Raw genomic sequence first — 22098 nt, forward strand, 5'->3', positions numbered from 1 at the left:
CCTGCACGCCCCACTCTGCGAGGGGGCATGCCGGGCGGACCGTTTCCACCGGGTTTCCATACACAACAACATCAGGTGAGGTGATTCCATGACTTGTGGCGACGCCGCTGTTCCGGGTTTTCTGCTGGCAGCGCTGGGCATGCTGGACCCCAAGTACATCAAGATGATCGACGACGCGGTGTTCATGTGCAGCATCCGCGAGTACCTGATCGACGACATGTTGATCGGCACCTACCGCGAGCTGGTCGCGTCGCGGCTCGGCACGGCCCTGGCGTATCTGTCGACGGCCATCATGACGGCCTGGGTGCTGGTCCAGGGGTTCACGCTGATTTCCGGCACCAACCGCCAGCCCGTGCTGGGGCTGGCTTTCAAGACGGGCAAGATGGTGTTCATCCTGTCGCTGGTGACCCTGTTGGCCACCAAGTCGCCCGTGATCGCCGACACCGTGCTCGATGTCCAGGCCTTGATCACGGCGGCCATCGTGGGCGAAGGGACCGACGTCTACCAGATCATCGACTTCAACCTGGCCCTGGCCCAGGTGTTCAACGCACTGGTGAACAGCCTGGTGGGTGGCCAGCAGGTGGGCGCGCAAGGCAATGCACTGACGTCCTTGTCCGGGATGATCGGCCAGAGCGGGCCGGCCATGCTGGTCTCGGTGCTCGCGATGATGGCGGAGATCTCGATCACGCTGGCCGTGATGCTGTCGCCCCTGTTCATCTTCTTCCTGTTGTTTCAGCAGACGGCCAGCATGTTCTGGTCGTGGGCGAAATTCCTGCTGGGCACGATGGTGTCGCTGGCGGTGCTGGCGCTGCTGTCGGGCGTGCTGCTGAAGATGACGATGTTCTACGGAGGCTCGGTGCTGGCGGCGTTCTACATCAACGGTGCCCTGGGTGACGCGGGGACGATCGACATGGCGAACAGCGCCTTGCGCATGAGCGTCATGGGCGTGCTGTCCAGCATGCTGGTGATGCTGGTCCCGCCCCTGATCATGCAATTCTTCAACTCGGGGGCGTCGTTCGCGGCGGGTGCGATGACGGGCGCCATGGCAGGCGGCGGCGCCATGGCGGCGCACGGCTCGCCAAGCGCGGGGCTGGCGGGTGCGCTCGGCGCCATGCAGAACGGACCACCCGCCCTGGGGAACGGCACCCCAGGGGGTGCGCCCGGAGGCCGCGACGCCCACAACGAGGCGGGGGGCCATGGCAACTTTGCCGCGGCCAACAACCAGGAACTGCTTGCGCGCTCCCGAAACCTGGCGGGGCCAGACGCCGAGGCCGGCGGGGGTGCCCGTAGGGGGGCGGTGCTGGGCCAAGGCCTGCGGGGCCTGGCGAACCAGTCTTCGGACGCCATGGCGCTGGCGGGCCTGCAGCAGCGGCAAAGCACGAACGAATTCCGCGGCGGCGCATCCGGCGGATGGAGTGGGTCCAACCGGGTTTCGTCGGCAGACGCCATCGAAGATGCGGTGATCCGCGACCCGGCACTGGGCAGCGGTGGGCACCTGGGCGTGCATGGTGGGGGTGGGGGTGCGAGGGCTACGGCCCAGGCACCTACAGAATCCACGGCGGCCCCTGTGGGCCATCCATCCACGGCCAGCGGGCCAGCAACCACGACGCCCGTCCATGCCACGCCGCCGACCCGGGCCCAGCACGCGAACCAGGCGTCGCCGCAGCGACCGAACATCCGCCACGCACCGAGCGTGGGGGCGGTGCGCAGGCCCTGACGCAGAGCCTCCTGCTGCCCCTTCGGCAGCAGGGCCCATCAAGCCATCCCGCGCCTGGGCGACTTACATCGCGCGCAACTGCGGCTCTTGCACCGGCGTCTGCGCCCAGCCGGGTGGCATCCCGTTGCGGGGTTCCAGGCTCGCCTGCCGGTCCAACATGGCCAGCCGCGACAGCGAATCGGCGGCCGGCGTATTGGCCGCCTGCCGGGCGTCGAGCACGCCGTCCTTGAGCAGGCCGTGCTCGTGTTGACCGAACCGGATCTGGCCGTTGTTCACCCTCAGCAGGTTGATGCCGCTCAGACCGTTTTCCCGCGCGCAGCGGGCCAGCGAGCAGACGGTGTTGTCCAGGCCCCGATCCCAGGGCAGGTGGTGGGTGGCGGCGAGCTGGCGCACTTCGCGCTGGCTGTCGCTCAGCAACGCCTGGGAGACGCGTGAGAGCGCCGGCCCCGCATCCGCTTCGCGCTCGCGTCGGGCGGGTTCACCGGGCGGCAGTGGGCCACGCAGGGTGTCCACCGCATCCAGGGCATTGCCCACGGGCCCTCGACCCACGGCGGTGATGACGCTGCGCATGCCTTGCACATCGCGCCGGTACTCACCGATGCGCGTGGCGTTGTCCTGCGCACGTTGCACGGTGGCCGGGTCCTCCAGCACCGAACGGTCGGGTCGGCCGTTGGCATCCACGCTGGCGAAGTGGTGCATCTTGTGGCTATCGCCCATGGCGATGGCGGCTGCCGTGGTGGTGGGCGGGGTGAATCCGGTGGCCAGCTGGATGGGGCCGCGACCGCGCAGGGGGTCGCTCCAGTGGGTCTTGTTGTCGTAGCCATGGGCGTCCAGGGTCTGGATTTCCTGGGCCGTGGCGTGAACCTTGACCTGGCCGTAGTGGGCGCTGGCGGCACTGACCAGGTCGCCGGCCATGACGTGGTTGGTGACCGAACTGCCCCCGGCGGGGATGCGCAGGCCCAGGCTGGTAGCGCCGTAGGCGTTGAAGGTTTCTCCGCGCAGATCGAAGTGGTGGGCCGTCACCTGCGCCAGCGTGCCGCCGAGGGAGTGGCCGGTGACGGTGACGGGGGGCGCGATGCCACCTTCTCCAATTGCTTTTTCTTGTGCGATCTGCAGCGCTTTGCGGGTCAGCGCGATTGCATCGGAAGCCTGCAAGTTGGAGCGGTTGAGCACCATGCCGCCGTCGGCCAGCAGCCCGTCTTTCAGGGCTTCGCGGTCGAACTCGGTGCCCCGGTGGGCGACGATGATCTCGTTGGTGTCCACCCGCTGGTAGATGGTGCCCTGGTAACCGGTGCGTGGGTTGTCGTGGTGCTCAAGAATCCTGTATTTGTGACCACCTATCGTCTCGGGCTTCTCGTCACGGCGCGTCACCGCTCGGCTAGCGTACGAGTCCAATGCCAAGTCGGCGTAGTCCTGGCTGCTCATGCTCATGGCTGCACCTTTTTAGGCGTCAACGTCATGGAGAAGAGGTTGTCGCGAGCCTCTGGCGCAAATTGCTCTCGCGTGCTATTGCCCCAGGTCTTGAATCCATCGACCTTGCTTTGAGGGTAGTAACCTTTCCAATAAAACAACTGCACTGGCTGCTCTGCCAACAACTGCTCGGAAGACAGATCGGTGTCAAACAAGGTTTCTGCGGGTGATCCAGTCGCCATGACCCAAGGCCCCACGCTCGTCAGCGTCCACTGGCACACCCCATTGCCGTAGTAGTCCTCATCCAGCATGGCGTCGAGGTAGACGGTGGCGGCGAAGCTGCCATCGGGCCGCTCGGTGAAGGGCAGGACCACCGTGTGTTCCGGCTCCCCCCGCACGCCAGCGAAGTCGTTGACGACGTAGTTGCAACCCTTGGCCTGGTACAGCGCGCTCCAGCCCATTTTCTTGAACGGCCCCGGCGCGTCCTGGATGGTCAGCACGAGCTCGTAACCCTGCCGGGGCGTGGGGTTGAGGCGGTAGAGGTGTGGTTGCGCGGACTTGTCGTTCTTGCCGGCGCCGGGACTCGCTGGGGCATCGGGTGTCATCGTGGGCTCCGTGGTGGATTGGGGTTGGCAGCCCGTGGCCCACAGCGTCAGGCTCAGGCACAGGGCGAATGGCAGTCGGTGTTTGAACGACAAGGGGACCTCCTTTGAGAACTTTTGGACTCAGTCTACCTGTGTTCAGGAGCGGTACCCGGGATGACCTGCGTTGAACAACGTCTGTGTCACGCAGCCTCGTCCCCCTTCATACCTTGGGGAGCGGCATCCGATGCTTAATTAGCATAACTTATGACATTGGCTTTCATGGCGAATGTCTTTATGATTAGGGTAAACCCTAGTCCCAAAGAAAAGAGAAACACCATGAACACCAACACCGAGTCCCTGTGGTCCCGCGTGACCCGCACCATCCGCGACCTTTTCAACCGCGCCACCGCCGGCACGTCCGACGAGTTGGAGACCTACCTCAGCACGGCAACCAGCCTCACCCAGCTGGAAGACATGCAGCGCCGTTGGGACCAAGCCCACCGTGGGCACAACAGTTCTGGTGCTTACTGAGCGAGAAATGCCATGCTGAAATTCCTCAAATCCCTGTTCGAAAGTCAAAGGCCCCGGTTTTCTATCGGTGCTCGCGTCAACCGCTTCAACAAAGGCAGCATCGACCGCCTCGACGGCCGCGTCATGGCCCAGACCGATGAAGGCGTGCTGGTCGATTGGCCGCGCTACGGCTCGGGCTGGGAGCAGCCCCACATGCTCTGCCTGCAGGTCTGAAGCCCGCTGCTCCGCAGGCCTTTGTGGGACACGCCCCTCTGACATCGACCGACTTCGCCAGCGTGCGGGCTTGATCCCAGGATGCGGTGGAACCGGCTTCGCCGGGCCACTCGCATCGCCCCCTTGAGGGGGTGACGTCGCAGGCGGCGCGGGGGTGGACTCACCGCCACCAGGCGTCGTAGCCGGTCTTCAGGATCAGCGCGGCGACCACCACGATGAAGGCGCCGCGCACGAAACCGCTGCCGTGTTTGAGCGCCAGCCGCGTGCCGAGCAGGCTGCCCACCACGTTGGCCACAGCCATCACCAGCGCGAAATGCCACCAGACGTGGCCTTTCAAAGCGAAGAGCATCAACGCCGCCAGATTGGACGTGGTGTTGAGCAGCTTGGCACTGGCGCTGGCGTGCAGGAAGTCGTAGCCCAGCCAGCGCACGAACAGGAAGACGAAGAAACTGCCGGTGCCCGGGCCGAAGAAACCGTCGTAAAAGCCGATGGTGGCGCCCAGCGTGGCCGCGGCCATCGCCTCCTGGCGGCCGCTGAAGTGCGGCGTGTGGTGCCGGCCCAGGTCCTTGCGGGCCAGGGTGTAGCCCAGCACGCCGAGCAGCACCAGCGGCAGCGCGCGGCGCAGGAAATCGGGCGAGATCACCGTCACCGTCCAGGCGCCCAGCATCGAGCCCACGAAGCACACGGCCGCCGCCGGCAACAGCGCGCGCCAGGGCATCTGCACGCGCTGCGCGTACTGGATCGTGGCCACCCCCGTGCCCCAGATCGACGCGCCCTTGTTGACACCGAACAGCGTGGCCGGGTGGGTGTTGGGAAACACCGCGAACAGCGCCGGCACCAGGATCAGGCCGCCACCGCCGACGATCGAATCGACAAAACCGGCGAACAGCGAAGCAATAGAGACCAGCAATAGTTCCATGCGGTGGATTGTCGCCGCCCCCCTGCGCCGCTGCGCGGCTTCCCCCCGAGGGGGACCACACCCTGGGACCGGCAAAGCCGGATCCTCGGCGTGTGCTGGGTTCAGGCACGCACTCCGGTAGATGGGCTTGCGCTACTGCGCCTTGGGCAGTTCGAGGATGAACTCGGCCCCACCGCTGTCCGAGTTGCGCGCGCTCAGGCGCCCGCCGTGCTGCTCGACGATGCCGTAGCTGATCGACAGGCCCAGGCCCGTGCCCTTGCCCACCGGCTTGGTGGTGAAGAAGGGATCGAAGATGCGCAGCAGGTGCTCGGGCGGAATGCCCGGCCCGTTGTCGCGCACGCTCACATGCACCTGCGCGCCTTCGTAGGCCATCGCCACCCAGACGCAGGGCGACGCCACCCCGGGGCCGCCCACGGCATCGAAGGCGTTCTGCAGCAGGTTCATCATCACCTGCTGCAGTTGCCCCGCACTGCCCATCACGGTGCAGCGCTCGCCTGCCTGCCAGCGCACGTCCACCGGCGTCGGTCGCCCTTTTTGTACCCAGTGGATCGCACGATCGATCACCTCCACCAGGTTCACCGGCGTGCGCTCCTCCGGGTCCATGGCCGAAAACCGCTTGAGCCCGTGCACGATGTCGGCGGTGCGCTGCGCGCCTTCGAGCGTGCCCTCGATCAGTGAAGGCAGGTCGCCCAGCAGGTGTTCGATGCGCAGCTTCTGCCGCAACGCCTGCAGCACCGGCTCGGGCTCGTGCGCGTGCAGTGCGGCCATGTAGGTCTGCAGGCGGTCGCAGTACTTGCGCAGCGCGTGCACATTGCCCAGCACGAAGCTGATCGGGTTGTTGAGCTCGTGCGCCACACCGGCCACCAACTGGCTGAGCGAGGCCATCTTTTCCGAATGCAGCAGTTGCTGCTGGGTGCGCTTCAAGGCCTCGTGCGCGGCGCGCATCTCGTGGTACGCGCGCTTGAGTTCGGCCGTGGGCCGGCCCACCCACACGGTGCCCACGCGCCGGCCGTTGCCGCCGATGCGTGGTGTGCAGTTCGCGTCCACCGAGATCGCCTGGCCCTGCTGGTCGAGCAGGTTGAGTTCGATCGCCTCGCCCGCGCGCGGCGCGTCGGCCTTCTCCATCGCCGCGCGCGCCGCGTCGACGCTGGCGTCATCGGCCAGCAGCTCGTACAGCCGCGTGCCACGCAATTGCGCTTCGGAACGCCCGACCAGCTCGCACAAGGCCGCATTGGCCTGCTCGATCAGACCGCCCTCGTCGCACACCACCAGCACGTCCGACATCGAGGTCAGCACGCTGAAGATGAACTGCTGCGACTGCTCCAGCTCGGTGTTCTTCTTCTCCAGCTCCACCTCGTCGTCGATCAGCCGCGTGTAGACCTCGTCCATCTTCTGGATCACGTCCAGCCAGGTGGACTCGTCCACACCCTCCATCGGCACGGTGGGCAAGGGGCTGGGAGAACGGGGCTTGCTCATGATCAATCTAGTGCACCGTGCAGACCATGCAGGGGTCGAAGGAACGCACGATGTGCTGGACAGCGACAGGGGTTTTTTCGCCTTCCCGCACCGGTGCGTCCACCAGCGCCTGCTCCAGCGCACCGGGCGTTCCCTGCGCATCGCGCGGGGAAAAATTCCAGCTGGTGGGCGCAACGATCTGGTAGTTGGCGATGCGCCCGCGCCGCACCACCAGCCAGTGGCCCAGGCTGCCGCGCGCGGCCTCGCTCAGGCCCACGCCACTGCCCTCGTCGGGCAGCGTCGTCGGCACGCAGAAGGCTTCGGTCGGGCGGATCGCCTGCAACCAGTTTTCCATCAGCGGCACCACGCGCGCGAGCTCGATCAGCCGCGCCAGCACGCGCGTGTAGACCGTGCCGCCGTGGCGCGCCACCGCGTCGCGCACCAAGGGCATGCCGCTGGTGAGCTGGCGGGCGATGGCGCCGGTCTCGACCACTTCGCCGCCCAGCCGCGGCGCCTTGTTCCAGGTGTAGGCGCCGGGCTTGTCGGGCTCGGGGCGGGTGATGCCGTGCAGCGGGTGCAGCGGCTCGCGTGCGTGGGCCAGCCAGGCGTGGGTGGCGTCTTCGGTGATGGCGTGCGGGTTCAGCGCTTCGACCGCGCCGGTCTGCGCGCGCCACACCCCACCGGGCAAGGCCCAGCCACCACCCGACTGTGCATAAGCGCCATAGCTCAGGTAGCGGCCCGGACCGGGGCCGAGCGTGTCGAGCCGCAGGTCGCGCACAAGGGTGAGGAAAAAACGCAGGTCGCCGCCCAGCGGGTCCTGTGCGTGCCAGTCCCAGAGCGCGTCTTCGTTGGCCAGCGCGGCCACGGCTTCCAGCGGCGCGGCGAACAGCTGGCGCTCCAGGAAGCTGCGGAACTCGCGCACTTTCGCCAGCAGGCGCACACGCTCGGCGGCGTCGATGGCGCGGGTGGAGCCGCCCGGTTCGACCGACTGCGTGTGCGGCCACTTGCCGCCCAGCGTGCCCAGCAGCGTGAGCCAGCGCTGGCGCGCCGCGGTGGCACCGCGCACCTGCTCGCCGTGGTCGGGCGCGAAGCGCCGTTGCGCTTCGGCGTGCCAGGGCTGCCCGGCGTAGACCGGGCGGGCGAAGTCCGGCATGAAGAACAGGTAGAAGTGCGTCAGGTGGTCGGCCAGGTTCTCGGTCGCCAGGATCAGGTTGGTGGCGTGCTGTCCGTTGGTTGGCATCGCTATGCCGGCCAGATCGGCCAGCGCACGCGCCGAGGCCACCGACTGCGACACCGAGCAGATGCCGCAGATGCGCGGCACATAGATCAGCGCGTCGTGCGGCACCTTGCCCTGCAGGATCTGCTCGAAACCGCGGTACATGGTCGCGTTGACCTGCGCGGAGGTGACGCGGCCGCCGTCGATCTCCAGCGAGACTTCGAGATCGCCTTCGACGCGATTGAACGGACCCACGAGCAAACGTGCCCCCACGCTTGTCGCTTCGCGTACTGCGCTGCCCCCCAAGGGGGCGCTCGCGCCTTGGGGCGGCCCTGCGTCGCTCGGTCTGCTCATTTCAGTCTGGTCTTTCTCACCGCGGGTTTGACAACGAGGTGGTCCGCCACCGCGTTGTTCTTCACCCGCTTGGGCGTGGCGCTCTTGGAGAGCGAGGCCAGCGCGACGAACCAGGCCTTGGGCATGTCGGTCGGCAGGCCGATGGGGATGCCGGCGAGCTTGGGCGTTTCGTGGAACGGGTGGCCCGGCTCCTGGAAACCCGGCTCGGTGCAGGCGATGCAGGCGTAGCCGCCGCGCGTGCAGCTGCCTTCGCCGTTCCACAGGCGGGTGTTGCAGTCGGCGTGCACCTGCGTGCCCTTGCAGCCCATGTGCTCCATCATGCAGCCCAGGTCCGACGGCTTCTCGGCACTGGCCTTGAACTCGTAGTACTCGTTGCGCGTGCAGCCGTGGTGCACCAGCTGGTCGGCGTAGAAACGCGGCCGGTTCAGCGGGTCGAGGTCGTCGGCCGCAAAGCCGTCGGCGGCCAGCGCCATGAGCGTGTCGATCACCCAGCTCGGGTGCGTGGGGCAACCCGCGATGTTGATCACCGGCAGGCCGCTGGTTGAGCGAAAGTCCGCGCCGAGCAGGCCACCGATGCGGTCGTCTTCGTACTGCAGACCGCAGGCGTCGGTGGGGTTGTCGCCGCCGGCGGTGATGCCACCCCAGGCCGCACAGCTGCCGACGGCCAGCACGTGTTTCGCCTTCGCCGCGAGCTCGCGCACCCAGTGGATCATGGGCAGGCCGGTGCCGGCCAGCATGTGGAACCGCCCGCTGCCGTTCGGGCCGCGCAGCAAGGAGCCTTCGACGCACAGCGCGTCGAGACGCGTGCCGCCGTCCTGCACCGAGTGCAGCAGCGCGATCACCTCTTCGCCACTCGCCATCGACAGCGAGGGGTGCCACAGCAGGTTCACGCCACCGTCGCGCAGGTGGCCCTGAAAATCGGTGGTGTCGGCGCACAGCAGCGACATGCTGCAGCCACCGCAACCGCCACTTTGAAGCCAGAGCACGTTCATGCGGGTATCTCCTCGGGCAGACGGGCCCATTCCATCGCCCAGGCCAGGGCCAAGGCCAGATCGGTCAGGGCCTGTTCGCCCGGCGCTTCACCGAGCTCGAAGCGCTGGGCGCGGATGGCGAGCAGCGTACAGGGCGGCGGCTCGGCGCGTTCCAGATCACGATACACCTGCAGCAGCGCCTCGGGCGCCAGCGCGTGGGTGGTGAAGCCGGCGACCGGCGCAGGCACCACGGTGCTCACCGCAAACGGGGTCTGCAGGCCGATGGCGGCGTCCACGAAGAGCACGCGCTCGCGGCCCACGAGGTCCAGCGCATGTTCGACCTGCAACTGGAAGTCGGTGAGGCATTCGAGCCGCCGTGCCTGCGCGCGGCCGGCCAGCTGTTCGACCAGCAGCGGGCCGAGCGCGTCGTCGCCCCGGCCCGGGTTGCCCCAGCCGAACACCAGCAGCGGCGCCACCTTGGAGCTCATAACGCAGCCTCCGCCGAATGCGGCCGGGTGCCGCGCACGGTGTCGCCACGGGACGAACGGTGCACGTGGTCGAGCACCTCGCCGCGCGCGTTGCGCAGCGTCACCGCCAGCGGCATCTGGCCCAGCGCATGCGTGGCGCAGGACAGGCAGGGGTCGTAGGCGCGGATGGCGACCTCGATGTGGTTGAGCAGGGGTTCGGTGATGGTCTGGCCGTCGAGGTACTGCAGGGCGATAGATCGCACCGCTTCGTTCATGGCCTGGTTGTTGTGGGTGGTCGAGACGATCAGGTTGCAGCGCGTGACCAGGTCGTCGTCGCCCACTTCGTACTCGTGGATCAGCGTGCCACGCGGCGCTTCGATGATGCCCACACCACTGCGCTGGCGCTCGCCGGTGGCGATCAGCGGGCCACCGAGGATGACCGGGTCGGCCAGCAGATCGGCCACCACCTCCACGCCGTGCAGCAGCTCAATCATGCGCGCCCAGTGGGTCGCCAGCACCGCGTGCACCGGCCGGCCACCGTGCGCCGCGACAAAGGCCTGGCGCCGTGCTTCGGCGCGGGGCGTGGCAATGAAGTCGCAGTTCTGCAACCGCGCAAGCGGGCCGACGCGGTACCAGCCGGCATCTGGTCCGAGCGTCAGGCGGTAGGGAAACTTCATGTAGGTCCAGGGCTTGACGCCCTCGCCGATCAGCTCGCGGTAGCGCTGGTCCTCGAAGCCGTCGACCGCGATGCGACCGTCGGCCTCGCGCACCCGCAGCGTGCCGTCGTAGAACTCCAGGGCGCCGCCTGGGCCGACCAGCGACATCATGGCCGCCGGTGTCTCGGCAAAGCCGACCAGATGCGCCGGCAAGCCGGTGTGCAGGCGCTGTGCCAGATCCACCGCGGCTTCGGCCCAGGCCAGCACCTCGGGCAGTTGCGCGCGCAGCGTGTCGCGTTCGGCCGCATCCACCGCCCGGTTCATGCCACCGGGTATGGAGCCGGTGCCGTGCACCCGCTTGCCCGCCGTGATGCGGATCACCTCCTGACCGAACTTGCGCAGCATCACGCCCTGGCGCGCGGCCTCGGGGTGCGCCATCGCCACGCCGACGATGTTGCGCTGCGCGACGTCGGCATCGAAGCCGAACAGCAGGTCGGGCGAGGACAGGTGGAAGAAGTGCAGCGCGTGGCTCTGCACGATCTGGCCGTAATGCATGAGCCGGCGGATCTTGTCGGCGGCTTCGGGCACGGGCCAGCCGCCAACCACGCGGTCCAGCGCCTTGGTGGCGGCCAGGTGGTGCGACACCGGGCAGATGCCGCACAGGCGCTGCACCATCACCGGCACCTCCCAGTAGGGCCGGCCGACGATGAACTGCTCGAAGCCCCGGAACTCGACGATGTGCAGCCGCACCTGCTGGATGCGGTTGTCATCGCCGAGCAGTAGCGTGACCTTGCCGTGGCCTTCCACGCGCGAGACCGGATCGATCACGATGCGGCGCAGGCTTTGCGGGTTGGCGGCGGTTTCGAGCGAAGGGGTGGTCATGGCATCAGTCGTAACGGATCAGGCCTGGCGCGGGCTCGCGCCCGGCCATCAGGTCCTGCAGCAGTTGCCAGAACGCGTCCGCCGGTGGCGGGCAACCGGGCAGCGAGTGGTCGATGCGCACCACCTCGTGGATGGGGTGCACCTTGTTGAGCGGCAGCGGGAGTTCGGGGTCGTTGGGGACCTCACCGTAGACCGCCTGCAGCATGTCCCCCACATCGAGGTGGTTGCGCAAAGCCGGCAGGCCGCCGGTGATGGCGCAGGCGCCCACGGCCACCAGCACGCGGCAGTTGGCGCGGAAGGCGCGCAACACCTCGACGTTCTCGGCGTTGCACAGGCCGCCTTCAATCAGGCCGATATCGCAAGGGCCCACGGTCTTGATGTCGGTCAACGGCGAGCGGTCGAACTGAATGTGTTCGATGAGCTCGAACAGGCGCTCGTCGATGTCGAGAAAGGACATGTGGCAGCCAAAGCAGCCGGCCAGCGAGACCGTGGCCACGCGCAGCTTGCGGGGGGTGGGGGTCTCCGCGTTCATCCGCGCGTCTCCGCGTCGTCGAAAGGCCGTTGCCCGATGGGCACCGCAAACCCGACCCGCTTGGGCAGCAGCGCGCCGACCGGGCAGATGTGGGCGGCACGGTCGTCCACCGAGAGCGCGCTGTCACCGAGCCGGCCGCTGTCGCTGTTGATCAGCAGATGCGTGCCGATGCCGTGGCCGCCGATGGCGAACACCTGTTTGCCGTCGAGTTCGTCGCTGGCGCGCACGCAGAGCTGGCACAGGATGCAGCGGTTGGGCTCGAACAGCACATCGAGGTGGCTGGCGTCGACCGGGCGCTCGGGGTTCAGGGTCTCGAAATGCAGATCGGTCATACCGGCGCGTTCGGCCTGGTGCTGCAGCAGGCAGTGGCCGCTTTTTTCGCAGCCGGGGCAGAAGTGGTTGCCCTCGACGAAGAGCATCTGCAGCAGGCGCAGCCGCTGCGCGCGCAGTTCGGCGGTGTGGCAATCCACGCGCTGCCCGGCAGCCGCGGCGGTGGTGCAGGCTGCGACTGGCCGGCCGTCCACGTGCACCGTGCAGACCCGGCAGGAGGCGCTGGCCGACACCTCGGGGTGCCAGCACAGGTGGGGCACGTCGTGACCAGCGCGTTGTGCGGCCTGCTGGATGGTGTCGCCGGGCTGCAGCGGCACCGGCTGGCCGTCGAACTGGAACAGGGGTTGGGACGTCACATCGGTCATGACAGATGCTCTGTATTGAGGTGGGCACCCGGGTCGGTGCGACCCGTGACGCGCCGGGCCGCCGAGAGTTCGGCATCGAGATCGAACTCGGGTTCGAACTGTGGCGTCGTCGTGCGCGACGCGTAGACCTCTCCGAAGTGGGCCAGCGTGTCGCGCAGCGGGTTGCAGGCCGAGGCGCCGAGGCCGCAGTGCGTGCCGCTGTGCAGCAGCTCATCCAGCTCGTGCAGGCGTTCCAGGTCGAAGGCCGAGCCGCGACCGGCACCGCGTGCCTGGGCGAGCTTGTCCAGGCGCCGCACCACCAGCTCGGTGCCCACGCGGCAGGGCGTGCAGAGCCCGCAGCTTTCGTGGGCGAAGAAACGGGCGAAGTGGTGCGCCACCTCGAACAGGTCGCGCGTGCCGTTGAAGACCATGAAGGCGCCGGCGCTGGGCACGTCGTCGAAGGCGATGGTCCGGTCGAAAGCCGATGCGGGCACGCAGGTGCCCGAGGGGCCGCCCACCTGCACCGCCTGGGCGTCGCGGGCGCCGCAGTCGGCCAGGATGCGCGCGATCGGCGTGCCCAGCGGGTATTCGTAGAGGCCGGGGCGCTCGCAGTCGCCCGAGACCGAGTGGATCTTGGTGCCGGTGGACGCGCCCGAGCCCATGGCGGCCCACCAGTCGCCACCGCACCGCGCGATGTGGGCCACGGCGCAGAAGGTCTCGACGTTGTTGACCACGGTCGGGCGCCCCAGGTAGCCGCGCTCCACCGGAAACGGCGGGCGGATGCGTGGCGTGCCGCGTTTCCCTTCCAGCGATTCGATCAGCGCCGACTCTTCGCCGCAGACGTAGGCCCCGGCGCCGAGGTGGATGCCGATGTCGAAGTCCAACCCGGCCAGGCCGGCGGCGTTGGCGCCCAGCAGGCCGTCCGCGCGGCGGCGCTCCAGTACGGCTTGCAGCTGCGGCAGCAGGTAGCGGTATTCGCCGCGCAGGTAGAGCCAGCCCTGCTGTGCGCCGACGGCGCGCGCGGCGATGGTCATGCCGTCGAACACGGCGTCGGCGTGCTCGCTGAGCAGCACGCGGTCCTTGAAGGTGCCGGGCTCGCCTTCGTCGGCGTTGCAGACCACGCAACGCTGCGGGCCGCTGGCATCGCTGTCAGCGTCTCGACAAGCCTGCCACTTGCGCGCGGTCGGGAAGCCAGCGCCACCGCGGCCGCGCAGTCCGGCGCGGGCCAGCTCGTCGATCAGGGCCTGGGGCTCACGTGCGATCACGGCGGGCAAGGCCGGCGCGTGCGCCGGCAGCCCGCTCAGCAGCACATCGGCACGGTGCACTGTGTTGTCCACATGGAACCAGTCGGCAGGCCAGTCCTCCACCGGCACTTCGGACAGCATGAGCGCGGCGAGCGCATCCACCCGCTCGGCATCGAGGCGGGTGATGACCTGGTGGTGGTTGATCAGCAGCGCCGGACCCTGGTCGCACAGGCCGGTGCACGACGCCCGGTCGACGCTGAACCGGCCCTGGGCATCGGTCTCGCCCGGCGACACACCGAGGCACTCGCAGAGCCGGGCCAGCAGCGCCTCGCTGCCCAACATGCGGTCGGTGATGTTGTCGGAGAACAGCACCCGCAGCCGACCCACAGGCCGGATGTGGAAGAAACGGTAGAACGTGGCCACGCCTTCGACCTGGGCCAGCGGCAGGCGCAGCGCCTGCGCGATGTGCGTCAACAAGGCGCGCGGCAGCCAGTGGGTCAACGCCTGCGTCTCGCGCAGCACCTGGACCAGCGCGTGCGGGTCGTGGCCCCAGCGGGCCAGCACCGCGTCAGCGAGCGCGTGGTGGTCGGGGCTCATGGTTTGTCCAATCCGAAACGTTGCATCTTGCTACGCAAACCCACACGCGACAAGCCGAGTTCCTGCGCCGCCCGGGTCTTGTTCCAGCGGTGGCGCAGCAGGGTTTCGCGCAGCAGCATGGCCTCGATCACGTCCAGCCGTTCGCCCAGCGTGCCGCTTTGCGGAATGGCCGCGGTGAGGTCGTCGGCACCACCCGCGGCGCGGCCCTGCAACACGCGGCTGGAGAAGGCCGCGGCGTCCAGCCGGGTGCCGTCGTGCAGCGCCAGCGCACGCGCGATCTCGTTGCGCAGCTCGCGGATGTTGCCCGGCCAGGGGTAGGCCACGAGGCAGGCCATGGCTTCATCGGGCAGGGTCGCGCCCGGGTGCCCGAGTTCGGCGGCCACGTCCAGCACCAACTGGCGCGCAATGGGCGGAATGTCGGCCACACGCTCGCGCAGCGGCGGCACGGTGATGGTGATGCCGGCGATGCGGTAGTACAGGTCTTCGCGGAACAGGCCGTCGCGCACGCGCTGCTCCAGCTGGCGGTGGGTGGCAGCGATCACGCGCACGTCCACCGGCACCGGGCGAGCACCGCCCACGGGCCGCACCTCACCCTCCTGCAGCACGCGCAGCAACTTCACCTGGAACGCTGGCGAGGTCTCGCCGATTTCATCGAGGAACACCGTGCCGCCGCTGGCGCGCTGGAACAGGCCCGGGTGGTCTTCGTAGGCGCCGGTGAAGGCACCGCGCTTGTGGCCAAAGAGTTCGGATTCGAGCAGCGAGTCGGGAATCGCGGCGCAGTTTTCCACCACGAAGGGGCCGGTGAGCCGGGGCGAGGCGTAGTGGATGGCACGCGCCAGCAGTTCCTTGCCGGTGCCCGACTCGCCCAGCACCAGCACCGGGATGTCGTAGCGCGCGGTGCGCTCGGCCATGGCGCAGACGAGGTCCAGCGGGCTGCCCGGTGCGCGCACGATGCGGTCGAAACCGAAGCTGCTGCGCGCCTGTGCCATCTGTGTGGCCGTGCGCTGGCGCAGCACGCGGTTGCTGGTGCGCAGCTCCAGGTCGAGCCGGCTGGTCTGGCGCTGCAGCGTCTGCGCTTCCACCGCGTTGCGCACCGAGTCGAGCAGGTGGTCGGGTGCCCAGGGCTTGAGGATGTACTGGTAGATGCCGGCCTCGTTGATGCCGGCAATGATGTCTTCGGAATCGGTGTAGCCCGAGATGACGATGCGCACGGTCTCCGGCCACTGCTCGCGCACCTCTTTGAGAAAGGTCACACCCGTCATCCCGGGCATGCGCTGGTCGCACAGGATCACGCTCACCGGCTGGCGCTGCAGCAGACCACGCGCCTCGTCGGCGCTGCTGGCGGTGAAGACCGTGAAATCTTCGTCCAGCGTGCGCCGCATCGCGTCCTGCGAACGCACCTCGTCGTCCACCACGAGCACGGTGGGCAGGGCTTCGGGAAGGAGTGGAGGTGTCACAGCCGGTGCACCGCGAGGTGCCTCGGGGTCCAGGCGTGCGGCTGCTTGTGCACGAAGTGGTGGCGCGCCACGTGGTAGCTGGGATCGAAGCCGTAGAAGTTGCGGTGCATGCGCGCCAGTTCCTGTTCACGGTAGTGGGCCAGCGGTCGGCGGGCTTCGTCCTGCGCGCGCCGGGCCTGTTTGGCCGCCAGCTCTCCGTTCAGATTGTAGGAGGCGGCCAACGCCAGCGCGCGCTCCAGGCAACGTTCTTCGAAGCCTTCGCGCGCCCCCTCATCGTTGTGGTCGATCAGGCCGATCCGCAGCGCCTCGGCGGCCAGCAGCGGCAGGCGCTGGGCCATCAGGTCTTTCGCACCGGCCTCACCCAGGCGGCGCGGCAGCAGGTAGGTCCAGTATTCGGAGCCGTACAGGTTGCCCATGTTCTTGTAGTGCGGGTTGAGCACCACGCTGCCGTGCGCCCACACCTGGTCGGCCGCCAGCGCGAGAAAGGCACCGCCGGCGCCCGCGTTGCCGCGCAGCACGCTGACCGTGAGCCGGTCGGTGGTCTGCAGCACACCGAGCGCCACGTCGTTCATGGCCTGGATGTTGCGCCAGGAGGCGTCGGCGGCGCTGTCGCCCGGGCGGTGGGCCGCGGCCTCGATGCTGTTGAGGTCGATGCCGTTGCTGAAGAAGCCCTCGCCGCCCATCAGCAGCAACACCTGTGTGGGCCGCTCGCGCACCTGCAGCAGCGCGGCGCGCAGGCGCTCGCAACGCGCGGTGGACATGGCGCCGTTGTAGAAATCGAAGCCCAGGCAGCCCACGCGCGCGCCTTCGGGGCCGTGTTCGGTGTAGCGCAGCTCGCCCCATTCGTCGGGCGCGCGCTCCAGCGGCACGGGGCGCTGCGGCAGGCTGGCCGCCTCCGTGGCGAACAGCTCGGCCGCCACCTGCTTGAAACTGCGGTGTGCCGGGTCCGTCTCTGGCGGATCGACGCGCCGGGCCTGGCCGATCCAGACGCCGCCGTCCACCGTGCGGCGCAGCAGCGCGCCGTCGCGCACGGCCAGCAAGGCGCCGGGTTCGCCGTCGCTGAATTCGGCCATGGTGGCGACGCTGGCCGGATGCGCATCGCCCAGGTAACAGGGCTGGCCCCAGAGCGCGTCGAGCACACCGGGCTGGCCATCGCCGCTGCGAATTTTCGCGAGCACGGTGGCCGTGCTGTCGGTGGCCCAATCAATCGCGCGTTCGCCCTGGCGCAGCAGTGGCTGCCATCCACGCCCCCACGCTCCGCCGCTGCGCGGGTCGCTGGACGGGACGCTGCCAGAGTCAGCGTCTATTCGCGCTGTCCAGACGTGCGCAGGCACGTCCGGAGCCGCGGCGCTCAGCCCCTCGGGGGCTGATTCGCCTTGGGGCGGCCCGGCGGCGAATCGGAGCGGTGGCGCCTCGCGCTCGCCACCGGCGAAGCGCTGCACGGCGGCCAGCGTGGCCTGCAACGCGGCCTGCGTGACCTCGCGCCGGTACAGGCTGCCCTTGGTGGCCGGGCGCATGTCAAACGAGGCATGGGCCCAGACCGGGCCGGCGTCGAAATCGCCATTGCCCTGCAGCACCGTCACACCCCAGTGCGGCTCGCCGCGCCAGACCGCCCAGTCCAGCGCCGAAGGCCCCTGGTCGCCCGGCGGGCCGGGGTGCACCACGAGGCAGGTCACGCGCTGCCACACCGTTGGCGGGATGCGGCGCTTGAGAAACGGCGCCAGCACCAGGTCGGGCCGGAACAGGGCCACGGCCTCTTCGGTCACGCTGTCGGCGATGTCGAGCTCCACGCTCAGGGTGTGGCCCGCCGCGCGCAGCTCGGCGAAGAGCCGCTGGGTGAGGCTGTTGAAGCTGTGGCAGAGCAGGAGGATGCGCAAGGGGTTCATCGAATGGTCAGGTGGCGGGGCGCAGCGCCTGCAGCTCGCGCGCGGCCTGCTTGCGCCCCATGTAGATGGCGAGTTTGGACTCGATGCCGTCGAGTGCGGCGTTGAACTCGGTGGCCGTTCGCGCGGCCAGCAGGGCCTGGGCCACGAGGGGTGTGTCGGGCCCGAAATGGTTGCCCAGATAGGCCATGGCCTGGCGGCGCAGCGTGTCCAGGCCGGGTCCGGCGGGCGCCGCGTGTGCGAACACGGAACCCGGGACAGAGACGGCCCGCTCGGCATCGTTCGCCGGTGGCGCCACAGGCGCGGCACGCGCCACCACCGGCTCGATCAACCCCAGCGCCAGCAACGTGTCCAGATGCCCCTGCAGCTGCGGCAGACCACGCGCCGCCAGCACGTTCACCGAATCGTTGCCATTGACCATGATCAGCACCGTGCGCGTGGCGGGCGACAGCCCCGCCTTGCGCTGGGCGATCTCGGCCTTGCCGCTTTCGGTCTTCTGAAACACCCCACTCGACATGCCCGTCTCCTCGTCTCTTTTGTTATGGGCTGGCGAAAACAACGACCAACATGCCCCCGCTCCGGAGCGCGTGCAGCGCCTCACCCAGAACGCCGCGGAACCGGCTTTGCCGGGCCGCCAGCGTTGCCCCCTGGGGGGGTGACGCCGCAGGCGGCGCGGGGGGATCAACAAATCCGTGGCAGTTGTTCCCCACTCAGCCAGTCCACCACCCGCCGCCCGCCAAAACGCGTGGCCATCTGCACGAAGTGGTGCGGGTCGGCCGTCACTTCGCCGATGCGTGCCGCGTCCTGCCCCAGCGGGTGCGTACGCATCGCGGCGAGCACTGTTTCAGCGAATTCGGGCGACACCACCGCGATCAGCTTGCCTTCGTTGGCGACGTAGAGCGGGTCCAGCCCCAGCAACTCGCAGGCCGCGTCCACCTGCGGCTTGACGGGGATGGCGGCCTCCTGCAGCAGCATGCCCACACCCGACTGGCGCGCCACCTCGTTGAGCGTGGTGGCGAGGCCGCCGCGCGTGGGGTCGCGCAGCACGCGCACCGCGCCGGGTGCGGCGGCCAGCATGGCCGCCACCAAGGTGTGCAGCGCGGCGGTGTCGCTCTCGATGGTGGTCTCGAAGGCCAGCGATTCGCGCTTCGAGAGCACCGCCACGCCGTGGTCGCCGATGCTGCCCGAGAGCAGCAGCACGTCGCCCGGCCGCGCGTTGCGCCCGCTGATGTGCACGCCCGGCGGCAGCACGCCGACGCCGGTGGTGCTGATGAACACGCCGTCGCCTTTGCCCTGCTCCACCACCTTGGTGTCGCCGGTGACCACGGGCACGCCGGCCTCGCGCGACGCGGCGGCCATGCTCTTCACGATGCGCTGCAGGTCGATCAGCGGGAAGCCTTCTTCGATGATGAAGCTCGCGCTCAGGTACAGCGGCTTTGCGCCCGACATCGCCACGTCGTTCACCGTGCCGTGCACCGAGAGGCAGCCGATGTCGCCACCGGGGAAGAACAGCGGCGAGATCACGTGACCGTCGGTGGCCATCACGAGGCGGCCCTGCGCCGGGTCGAAGGCAGGCAGCGCCAGCACCGCACCGTCGTCGCCCTGGCGCAGGAATTCGTTGTCGAAGGCCGCGAGGAACAGCTCCTCGATCAACTGTGCCGCGGCTTTGCCGCCCGCGCCGTGGCTCATGTCGATGCGGCCGTGTTTGATGTCCAGCGGCCGGATGTAGTTCTTCTTCACCGGCTGGGGCGCGGGCGCCTCGCCACCGGCCGGTTGTTCGATGTCGGTTCTCATGGGGTGACCTCTTCGGTGGCGGTGGCGGCGACGATGGGGATGTCGCGGAAACGGCCGTAGGTGTAGTGCGCGGCGCAAGCGCCTTCGCTCGACACCATGCAGGAGCCGACCGGGTTTTCCGGCGTGCAGACGGTGCCGAAAATCTTGCAGTCGGTCGGCTTCTTCACGCCACGGAGGATAGCGCCGCACTCGCAGGCCTTGTTGTCGGCCACGGGCGTGTAGCTCAGGTCGAAACGGCGTTCGGCGTCGAAGGCGGCAAAGGCCTCCCGGATCTTGAGCGCGCTGTAGGGCACCTCGCCCAGGCCACGCCACTCGAAGCTCGGCCGCAGCTCGAACACCTCGGACACCAGGGCCTGCGCCTTGAGGTTGCCCTCGGGCGTGACCGCGCGGGTGAATTCGTTTTCCACGTGGGCGCGGCCCTCGTTGACCTGGCGCACCAGCATCAGGATCGCCTGCATCACGTCCAGCGGTTCGAAGCCGGCGATCACCACCGGCTTGCGGTACTCCTCGGCGAAGTGGTCGTAGGGCGCGGAGCCGATGACGATGCTCACGTGCGCCGGGCCGATGAAGCCGTCGATGGGCACGGTGCCGAGCTGGCGCACCTCGGGCGATTCGAGGATGTGGGTGATGGCCGAGGGCGTGAGCACGTGGCAGCACAACACACTGAAGTTGGCCAGTCCCTCGCGCGCCGCGTCGCGGATGGCGAGCGCCGTGGGCGGCGTGGTGGTCTCGAAACCGATGGCGAAGAACACCACCTCGCGCTGCGGGTTCGCGCGTGCGATGGCCATGGCGTCGGCGGCGGAATAGACCATGCGGATGTCGCCGCCGCGCGCCTTGGCCTTGATGAGCGAGAGACTGTCGGAGGCCGGCACGCGCATGGTGTCGCCGTAGGTGCAGACGATGGCGCCACGCTCCAGCGCGAGGCGGATCGCGAGGTCGATGCGGCCGATGGGCAGCACGCAGACCGGGCAGCCCGGGCCGTGGATCATGCGCACGTTGGTCGGCAGCAGCTCCAGCACGCCGTAGCGGCTGATGGCGTGTGTGTGACCACCGCAGAACTCCATGAAGCTGTAGCGGCGGTCCGGGTGCGCTTCGGCAGCGATGCGCGCGCCAATCTGGCGGGCGAGATCGCCGTCGCGGAATTCGTCGATGTATTTCATGGCTGGACCTCCGCGCCTTCAAGCGCCTGCATCTCGGCAAACAAGGCCAGGGTCTTCTCAGCTTCCTCCGGGTCGATCACGCCGATGGCGTGGCCCACGTGCACGATCACGTAGTCGCCCACCTGCACGTCGGCCACCAGGGCGATGGAAATTTCCTTGCGGATGCCGCCGAGGTTCACCACAGCCTGGTCGTTGGGGCGCAGCTCCACCAGGAGCGCGGGAATGGCTAGACACATGGTTCGGGTTCCTTCGTGGTGTGTTCTTGTGGGGCGGTCGCGACCAGCTGCTGGGCGGCGACCCAAGCCTGGCCGAGCGCGAGACCGGCGTCGCCGCAGCCTTTTTCGAGTGGCCTGTGCACTCGCAACACTGCCGCCTGCAAGCGCGTGGTCACGCGCTCACGCAGGACGCGGTTGAAGAAGCAGCCGCCACCGAGACACACGTCGCGGCTGCCGCGTTCCATGGCGGCACGGACAGCCCAGTCGGCCAGCGCGTCGGCCAGCGCGAGGTGGAAGCCCGCGGCGGCTGCGTCCACGCCATCGGGGCTGGCGTCGAACAGCGCGGGCATGAGGCCGCGCAGGTCGAGACGGTTCTGGGCGTCGATGCGCACGCCGTGCAGTGGTTCGGAGTGGGGGTTTTGTTCGAGCCAGCGCGCAGCGGCGGCTTCGAGCGCGATGGCGGCTTGTGCTTCGTCGGCCTGGCGAACGCTCAGACCCAACGCGCCGGCCGCCGCGTCGAACCAGCGGCCGGTGCTGCTGGTGGCCGGGCAGTTCAGGTTTTTGGCCAGCATCTGCTGCACGCCAGCGGCCACCGCCTCACCGACTTGCGGCGCGAAGCGTGAAGCGATCTGCTCACCACGGCCCATCGCGTGCAGCGCGCTCGCCGCCATGCGCCAGGGCTCGCGTGCGGCGCGGTCGCCGCCGGGCAGCGCCAGCGGCACCAGGTGGCCGAGGCGCTGCCACTGCACGCCGTCCACCCAGAGCAGTTCACCGCCCCAGGCTTGGCCGTCGGTGCCCAGGCCCACGCCGTCGAGCGCGAGGCCGATGACCGGGCCGTTGATGCCGTGCTCAGCGACAACAGCAGCGATGTGCGCGTGGTGGTGCTGCACGCCGATGGCGGGCACGCCCAGCGAACTGGCGAGCTGCACCGCGAGCTGGGTACTGAAGAAGTCGGGGTGCAGGTCGTGCGCCACGGCGGCGATGGGCGCGCCGTGGCCGGCCAGCAGGGCCTCCACCGAGGCTTCGAGCGCGGCGCAGGCCGCCGGGTCGCTGAGATCACCGTGCACCGCCGACCAGATCGGTGTGCCATCCACCAGCAGGCAGGCGGCGTTCTTCAACCAGGCGCCGCAGGCGAGCACTGGGGGCAAAGGTGCGGTGTTCATGGCG

Annotated in this window: 21 protein-coding genes; 3 read left to right on the forward strand and 18 right to left on the reverse strand. The window is 68.9% G+C overall.

Going from position 1 to position 22098, the window contains the following annotated elements:
• Window positions 1–88: 88 nt before the first annotated feature.
• Window positions 89–1717, forward strand: a complete 1629-nt coding sequence (locus tag HTA01S_RS09300; RefSeq protein WP_068169833.1) for a type IV secretion system protein — start codon at window positions 89–91, stop codon at window positions 1715–1717.
• Between the two features lie 63 nt (window positions 1718–1780).
• Here the strand turns inward: HTA01S_RS09300 and HTA01S_RS09305 are convergent, their stop codons facing one another.
• Together HTA01S_RS09305 and HTA01S_RS09310 are read right to left on the reverse strand one after the other, a co-directional pair.
• The gene (locus HTA01S_RS09305; RefSeq protein ID WP_157572036.1) at window positions 1781–3148 is read right to left on the reverse strand and encodes an alpha/beta hydrolase family protein; all 1368 of its coding nucleotides are present in this window, start codon (window positions 3146–3148) and stop codon (window positions 1781–1783) included.
• Window positions 3145–3825, reverse strand: a complete 681-nt coding sequence (locus tag HTA01S_RS09310) for a hypothetical protein (RefSeq protein ID WP_068169839.1) — start codon at window positions 3823–3825, stop codon at window positions 3145–3147. The genes HTA01S_RS09305 and HTA01S_RS09310 overlap by 4 nt, the downstream gene beginning before the upstream one ends.
• Window positions 3826–4047: 222 nt before the next feature.
• On the opposite strand from HTA01S_RS09310, the gene HTA01S_RS09315 reads away from it, so the two are divergent.
• Window positions 4048–4242, forward strand: coding sequence for a hypothetical protein (locus HTA01S_RS09315; RefSeq protein ID WP_068169841.1), 195 nt, complete (start codon window positions 4048–4050; stop codon window positions 4240–4242).
• 12 nt (window positions 4243–4254) lie between these two features.
• Window positions 4255–4455 (forward strand): hypothetical protein, encoded by a 201-nt coding sequence (locus HTA01S_RS09320; RefSeq protein WP_068169845.1) that lies wholly within the window; start codon window positions 4255–4257, stop codon window positions 4453–4455.
• Window positions 4456–4615: 160 nt separating this feature from the next.
• Here HTA01S_RS09320 and HTA01S_RS09325 read toward each other — a convergent pair whose 3' ends face one another.
• The 16 genes from HTA01S_RS09325 to HTA01S_RS09400 form a co-directional block, all read right to left on the reverse strand.
• Complete coding sequence (locus tag HTA01S_RS09325; RefSeq protein WP_068169850.1) at window positions 4616–5374, reverse strand: sulfite exporter TauE/SafE family protein; 759 nt, start codon at window positions 5372–5374, stop codon at window positions 4616–4618.
• 132 nt (window positions 5375–5506) lie between these two features.
• Window positions 5507–6850, reverse strand: coding sequence for a sensor histidine kinase (locus tag HTA01S_RS09330; protein ID WP_068170737.1), 1344 nt, complete (start codon window positions 6848–6850; stop codon window positions 5507–5509).
• Between the two features lie 7 nt (window positions 6851–6857).
• On the reverse strand, window positions 6858–8300 hold the full coding sequence (locus HTA01S_RS09335) for a nickel-dependent hydrogenase large subunit (RefSeq protein ID WP_245638046.1): 1443 nt from the start codon (window positions 8298–8300) through the stop codon (window positions 6858–6860).
• Window positions 8301–8395: 95 nt separating this feature from the next.
• The gene (locus tag HTA01S_RS09340; RefSeq protein ID WP_068169857.1) at window positions 8396–9391 is read right to left on the reverse strand and encodes a hydrogenase small subunit; all 996 of its coding nucleotides are present in this window, start codon (window positions 9389–9391) and stop codon (window positions 8396–8398) included.
• Entirely contained in the window at window positions 9388–9858 is a 471-nt protein-coding gene (locus HTA01S_RS09345; RefSeq protein ID WP_068169860.1) for a hydrogenase maturation protease, read from the reverse strand. Before HTA01S_RS09345 ends, HTA01S_RS09340 begins: the two co-directional genes overlap by 4 nt.
• Window positions 9855–11375: a Ni/Fe hydrogenase subunit alpha gene (locus HTA01S_RS09350; protein ID WP_068169863.1), complete on the reverse strand. Its 1521-nt coding sequence runs from the start codon at window positions 11373–11375 to the stop codon at window positions 9855–9857. The genes HTA01S_RS09345 and HTA01S_RS09350 overlap by 4 nt, the downstream gene beginning before the upstream one ends.
• A 4-nt stretch (window positions 11376–11379) precedes the next feature.
• A complete protein-coding gene (locus tag HTA01S_RS09355; protein ID WP_068169866.1) occupies window positions 11380–11907 on the reverse strand; it encodes an NADH-quinone oxidoreductase subunit B family protein in 528 nt (175 codons plus the stop codon).
• A complete protein-coding gene (locus HTA01S_RS09360; protein WP_068169870.1) occupies window positions 11904–12602 on the reverse strand; it encodes a 2Fe-2S iron-sulfur cluster-binding protein in 699 nt (232 codons plus the stop codon). Before HTA01S_RS09360 ends, HTA01S_RS09355 begins: the two co-directional genes overlap by 4 nt.
• On the reverse strand, window positions 12599–14422 hold the full coding sequence (locus HTA01S_RS09365; protein ID WP_068169872.1) for an NAD(P)H-dependent oxidoreductase subunit E: 1824 nt from the start codon (window positions 14420–14422) through the stop codon (window positions 12599–12601). Before HTA01S_RS09365 ends, HTA01S_RS09360 begins: the two co-directional genes overlap by 4 nt.
• On the reverse strand, window positions 14419–15879 hold the full coding sequence (locus HTA01S_RS09370; RefSeq protein WP_279338449.1) for a sigma-54-dependent transcriptional regulator: 1461 nt from the start codon (window positions 15877–15879) through the stop codon (window positions 14419–14421). The genes HTA01S_RS09365 and HTA01S_RS09370 overlap by 4 nt, the downstream gene beginning before the upstream one ends.
• Window positions 15876–17765, reverse strand: coding sequence for an enoyl-CoA hydratase-related protein (locus tag HTA01S_RS09375; RefSeq protein WP_068169874.1), 1890 nt, complete (start codon window positions 17763–17765; stop codon window positions 15876–15878). Before HTA01S_RS09375 ends, HTA01S_RS09370 begins: the two co-directional genes overlap by 4 nt.
• 7 nt (window positions 17766–17772) lie before the next feature.
• Window positions 17773–18279, reverse strand: coding sequence for a hypothetical protein (locus tag HTA01S_RS09380; RefSeq protein ID WP_068169877.1), 507 nt, complete (start codon window positions 18277–18279; stop codon window positions 17773–17775).
• A 164-nt stretch (window positions 18280–18443) separates the two neighbouring features.
• A complete protein-coding gene (gene hypE / locus HTA01S_RS09385) occupies window positions 18444–19556 on the reverse strand; it encodes a hydrogenase expression/formation protein HypE (protein ID WP_068169881.1) in 1113 nt (370 codons plus the stop codon).
• Complete coding sequence (gene hypD, locus HTA01S_RS09390) at window positions 19553–20716, reverse strand: hydrogenase formation protein HypD (protein ID WP_068169885.1); 1164 nt, start codon at window positions 20714–20716, stop codon at window positions 19553–19555. Before hypD ends, hypE begins: the two co-directional genes overlap by 4 nt.
• Entirely contained in the window at window positions 20713–20952 is a 240-nt protein-coding gene (locus HTA01S_RS09395; protein ID WP_068169892.1) for a HypC/HybG/HupF family hydrogenase formation chaperone, read from the reverse strand. Before HTA01S_RS09395 ends, hypD begins: the two co-directional genes overlap by 4 nt.
• Window positions 20943–22094, reverse strand: coding sequence for a Kae1-like domain-containing protein (locus tag HTA01S_RS09400; RefSeq protein ID WP_068169895.1), 1152 nt, complete (start codon window positions 22092–22094; stop codon window positions 20943–20945). Before HTA01S_RS09400 ends, HTA01S_RS09395 begins: the two co-directional genes overlap by 10 nt.
• Window positions 22095–22098 lie beyond the last annotated feature (4 nt).

This window comes from Hydrogenophaga taeniospiralis CCUG 15921 (genome assembly GCF_001592305.1).
Taxonomy (GTDB): domain Bacteria; phylum Pseudomonadota; class Gammaproteobacteria; order Burkholderiales; family Burkholderiaceae_C; genus Hydrogenophaga; species Hydrogenophaga taeniospiralis.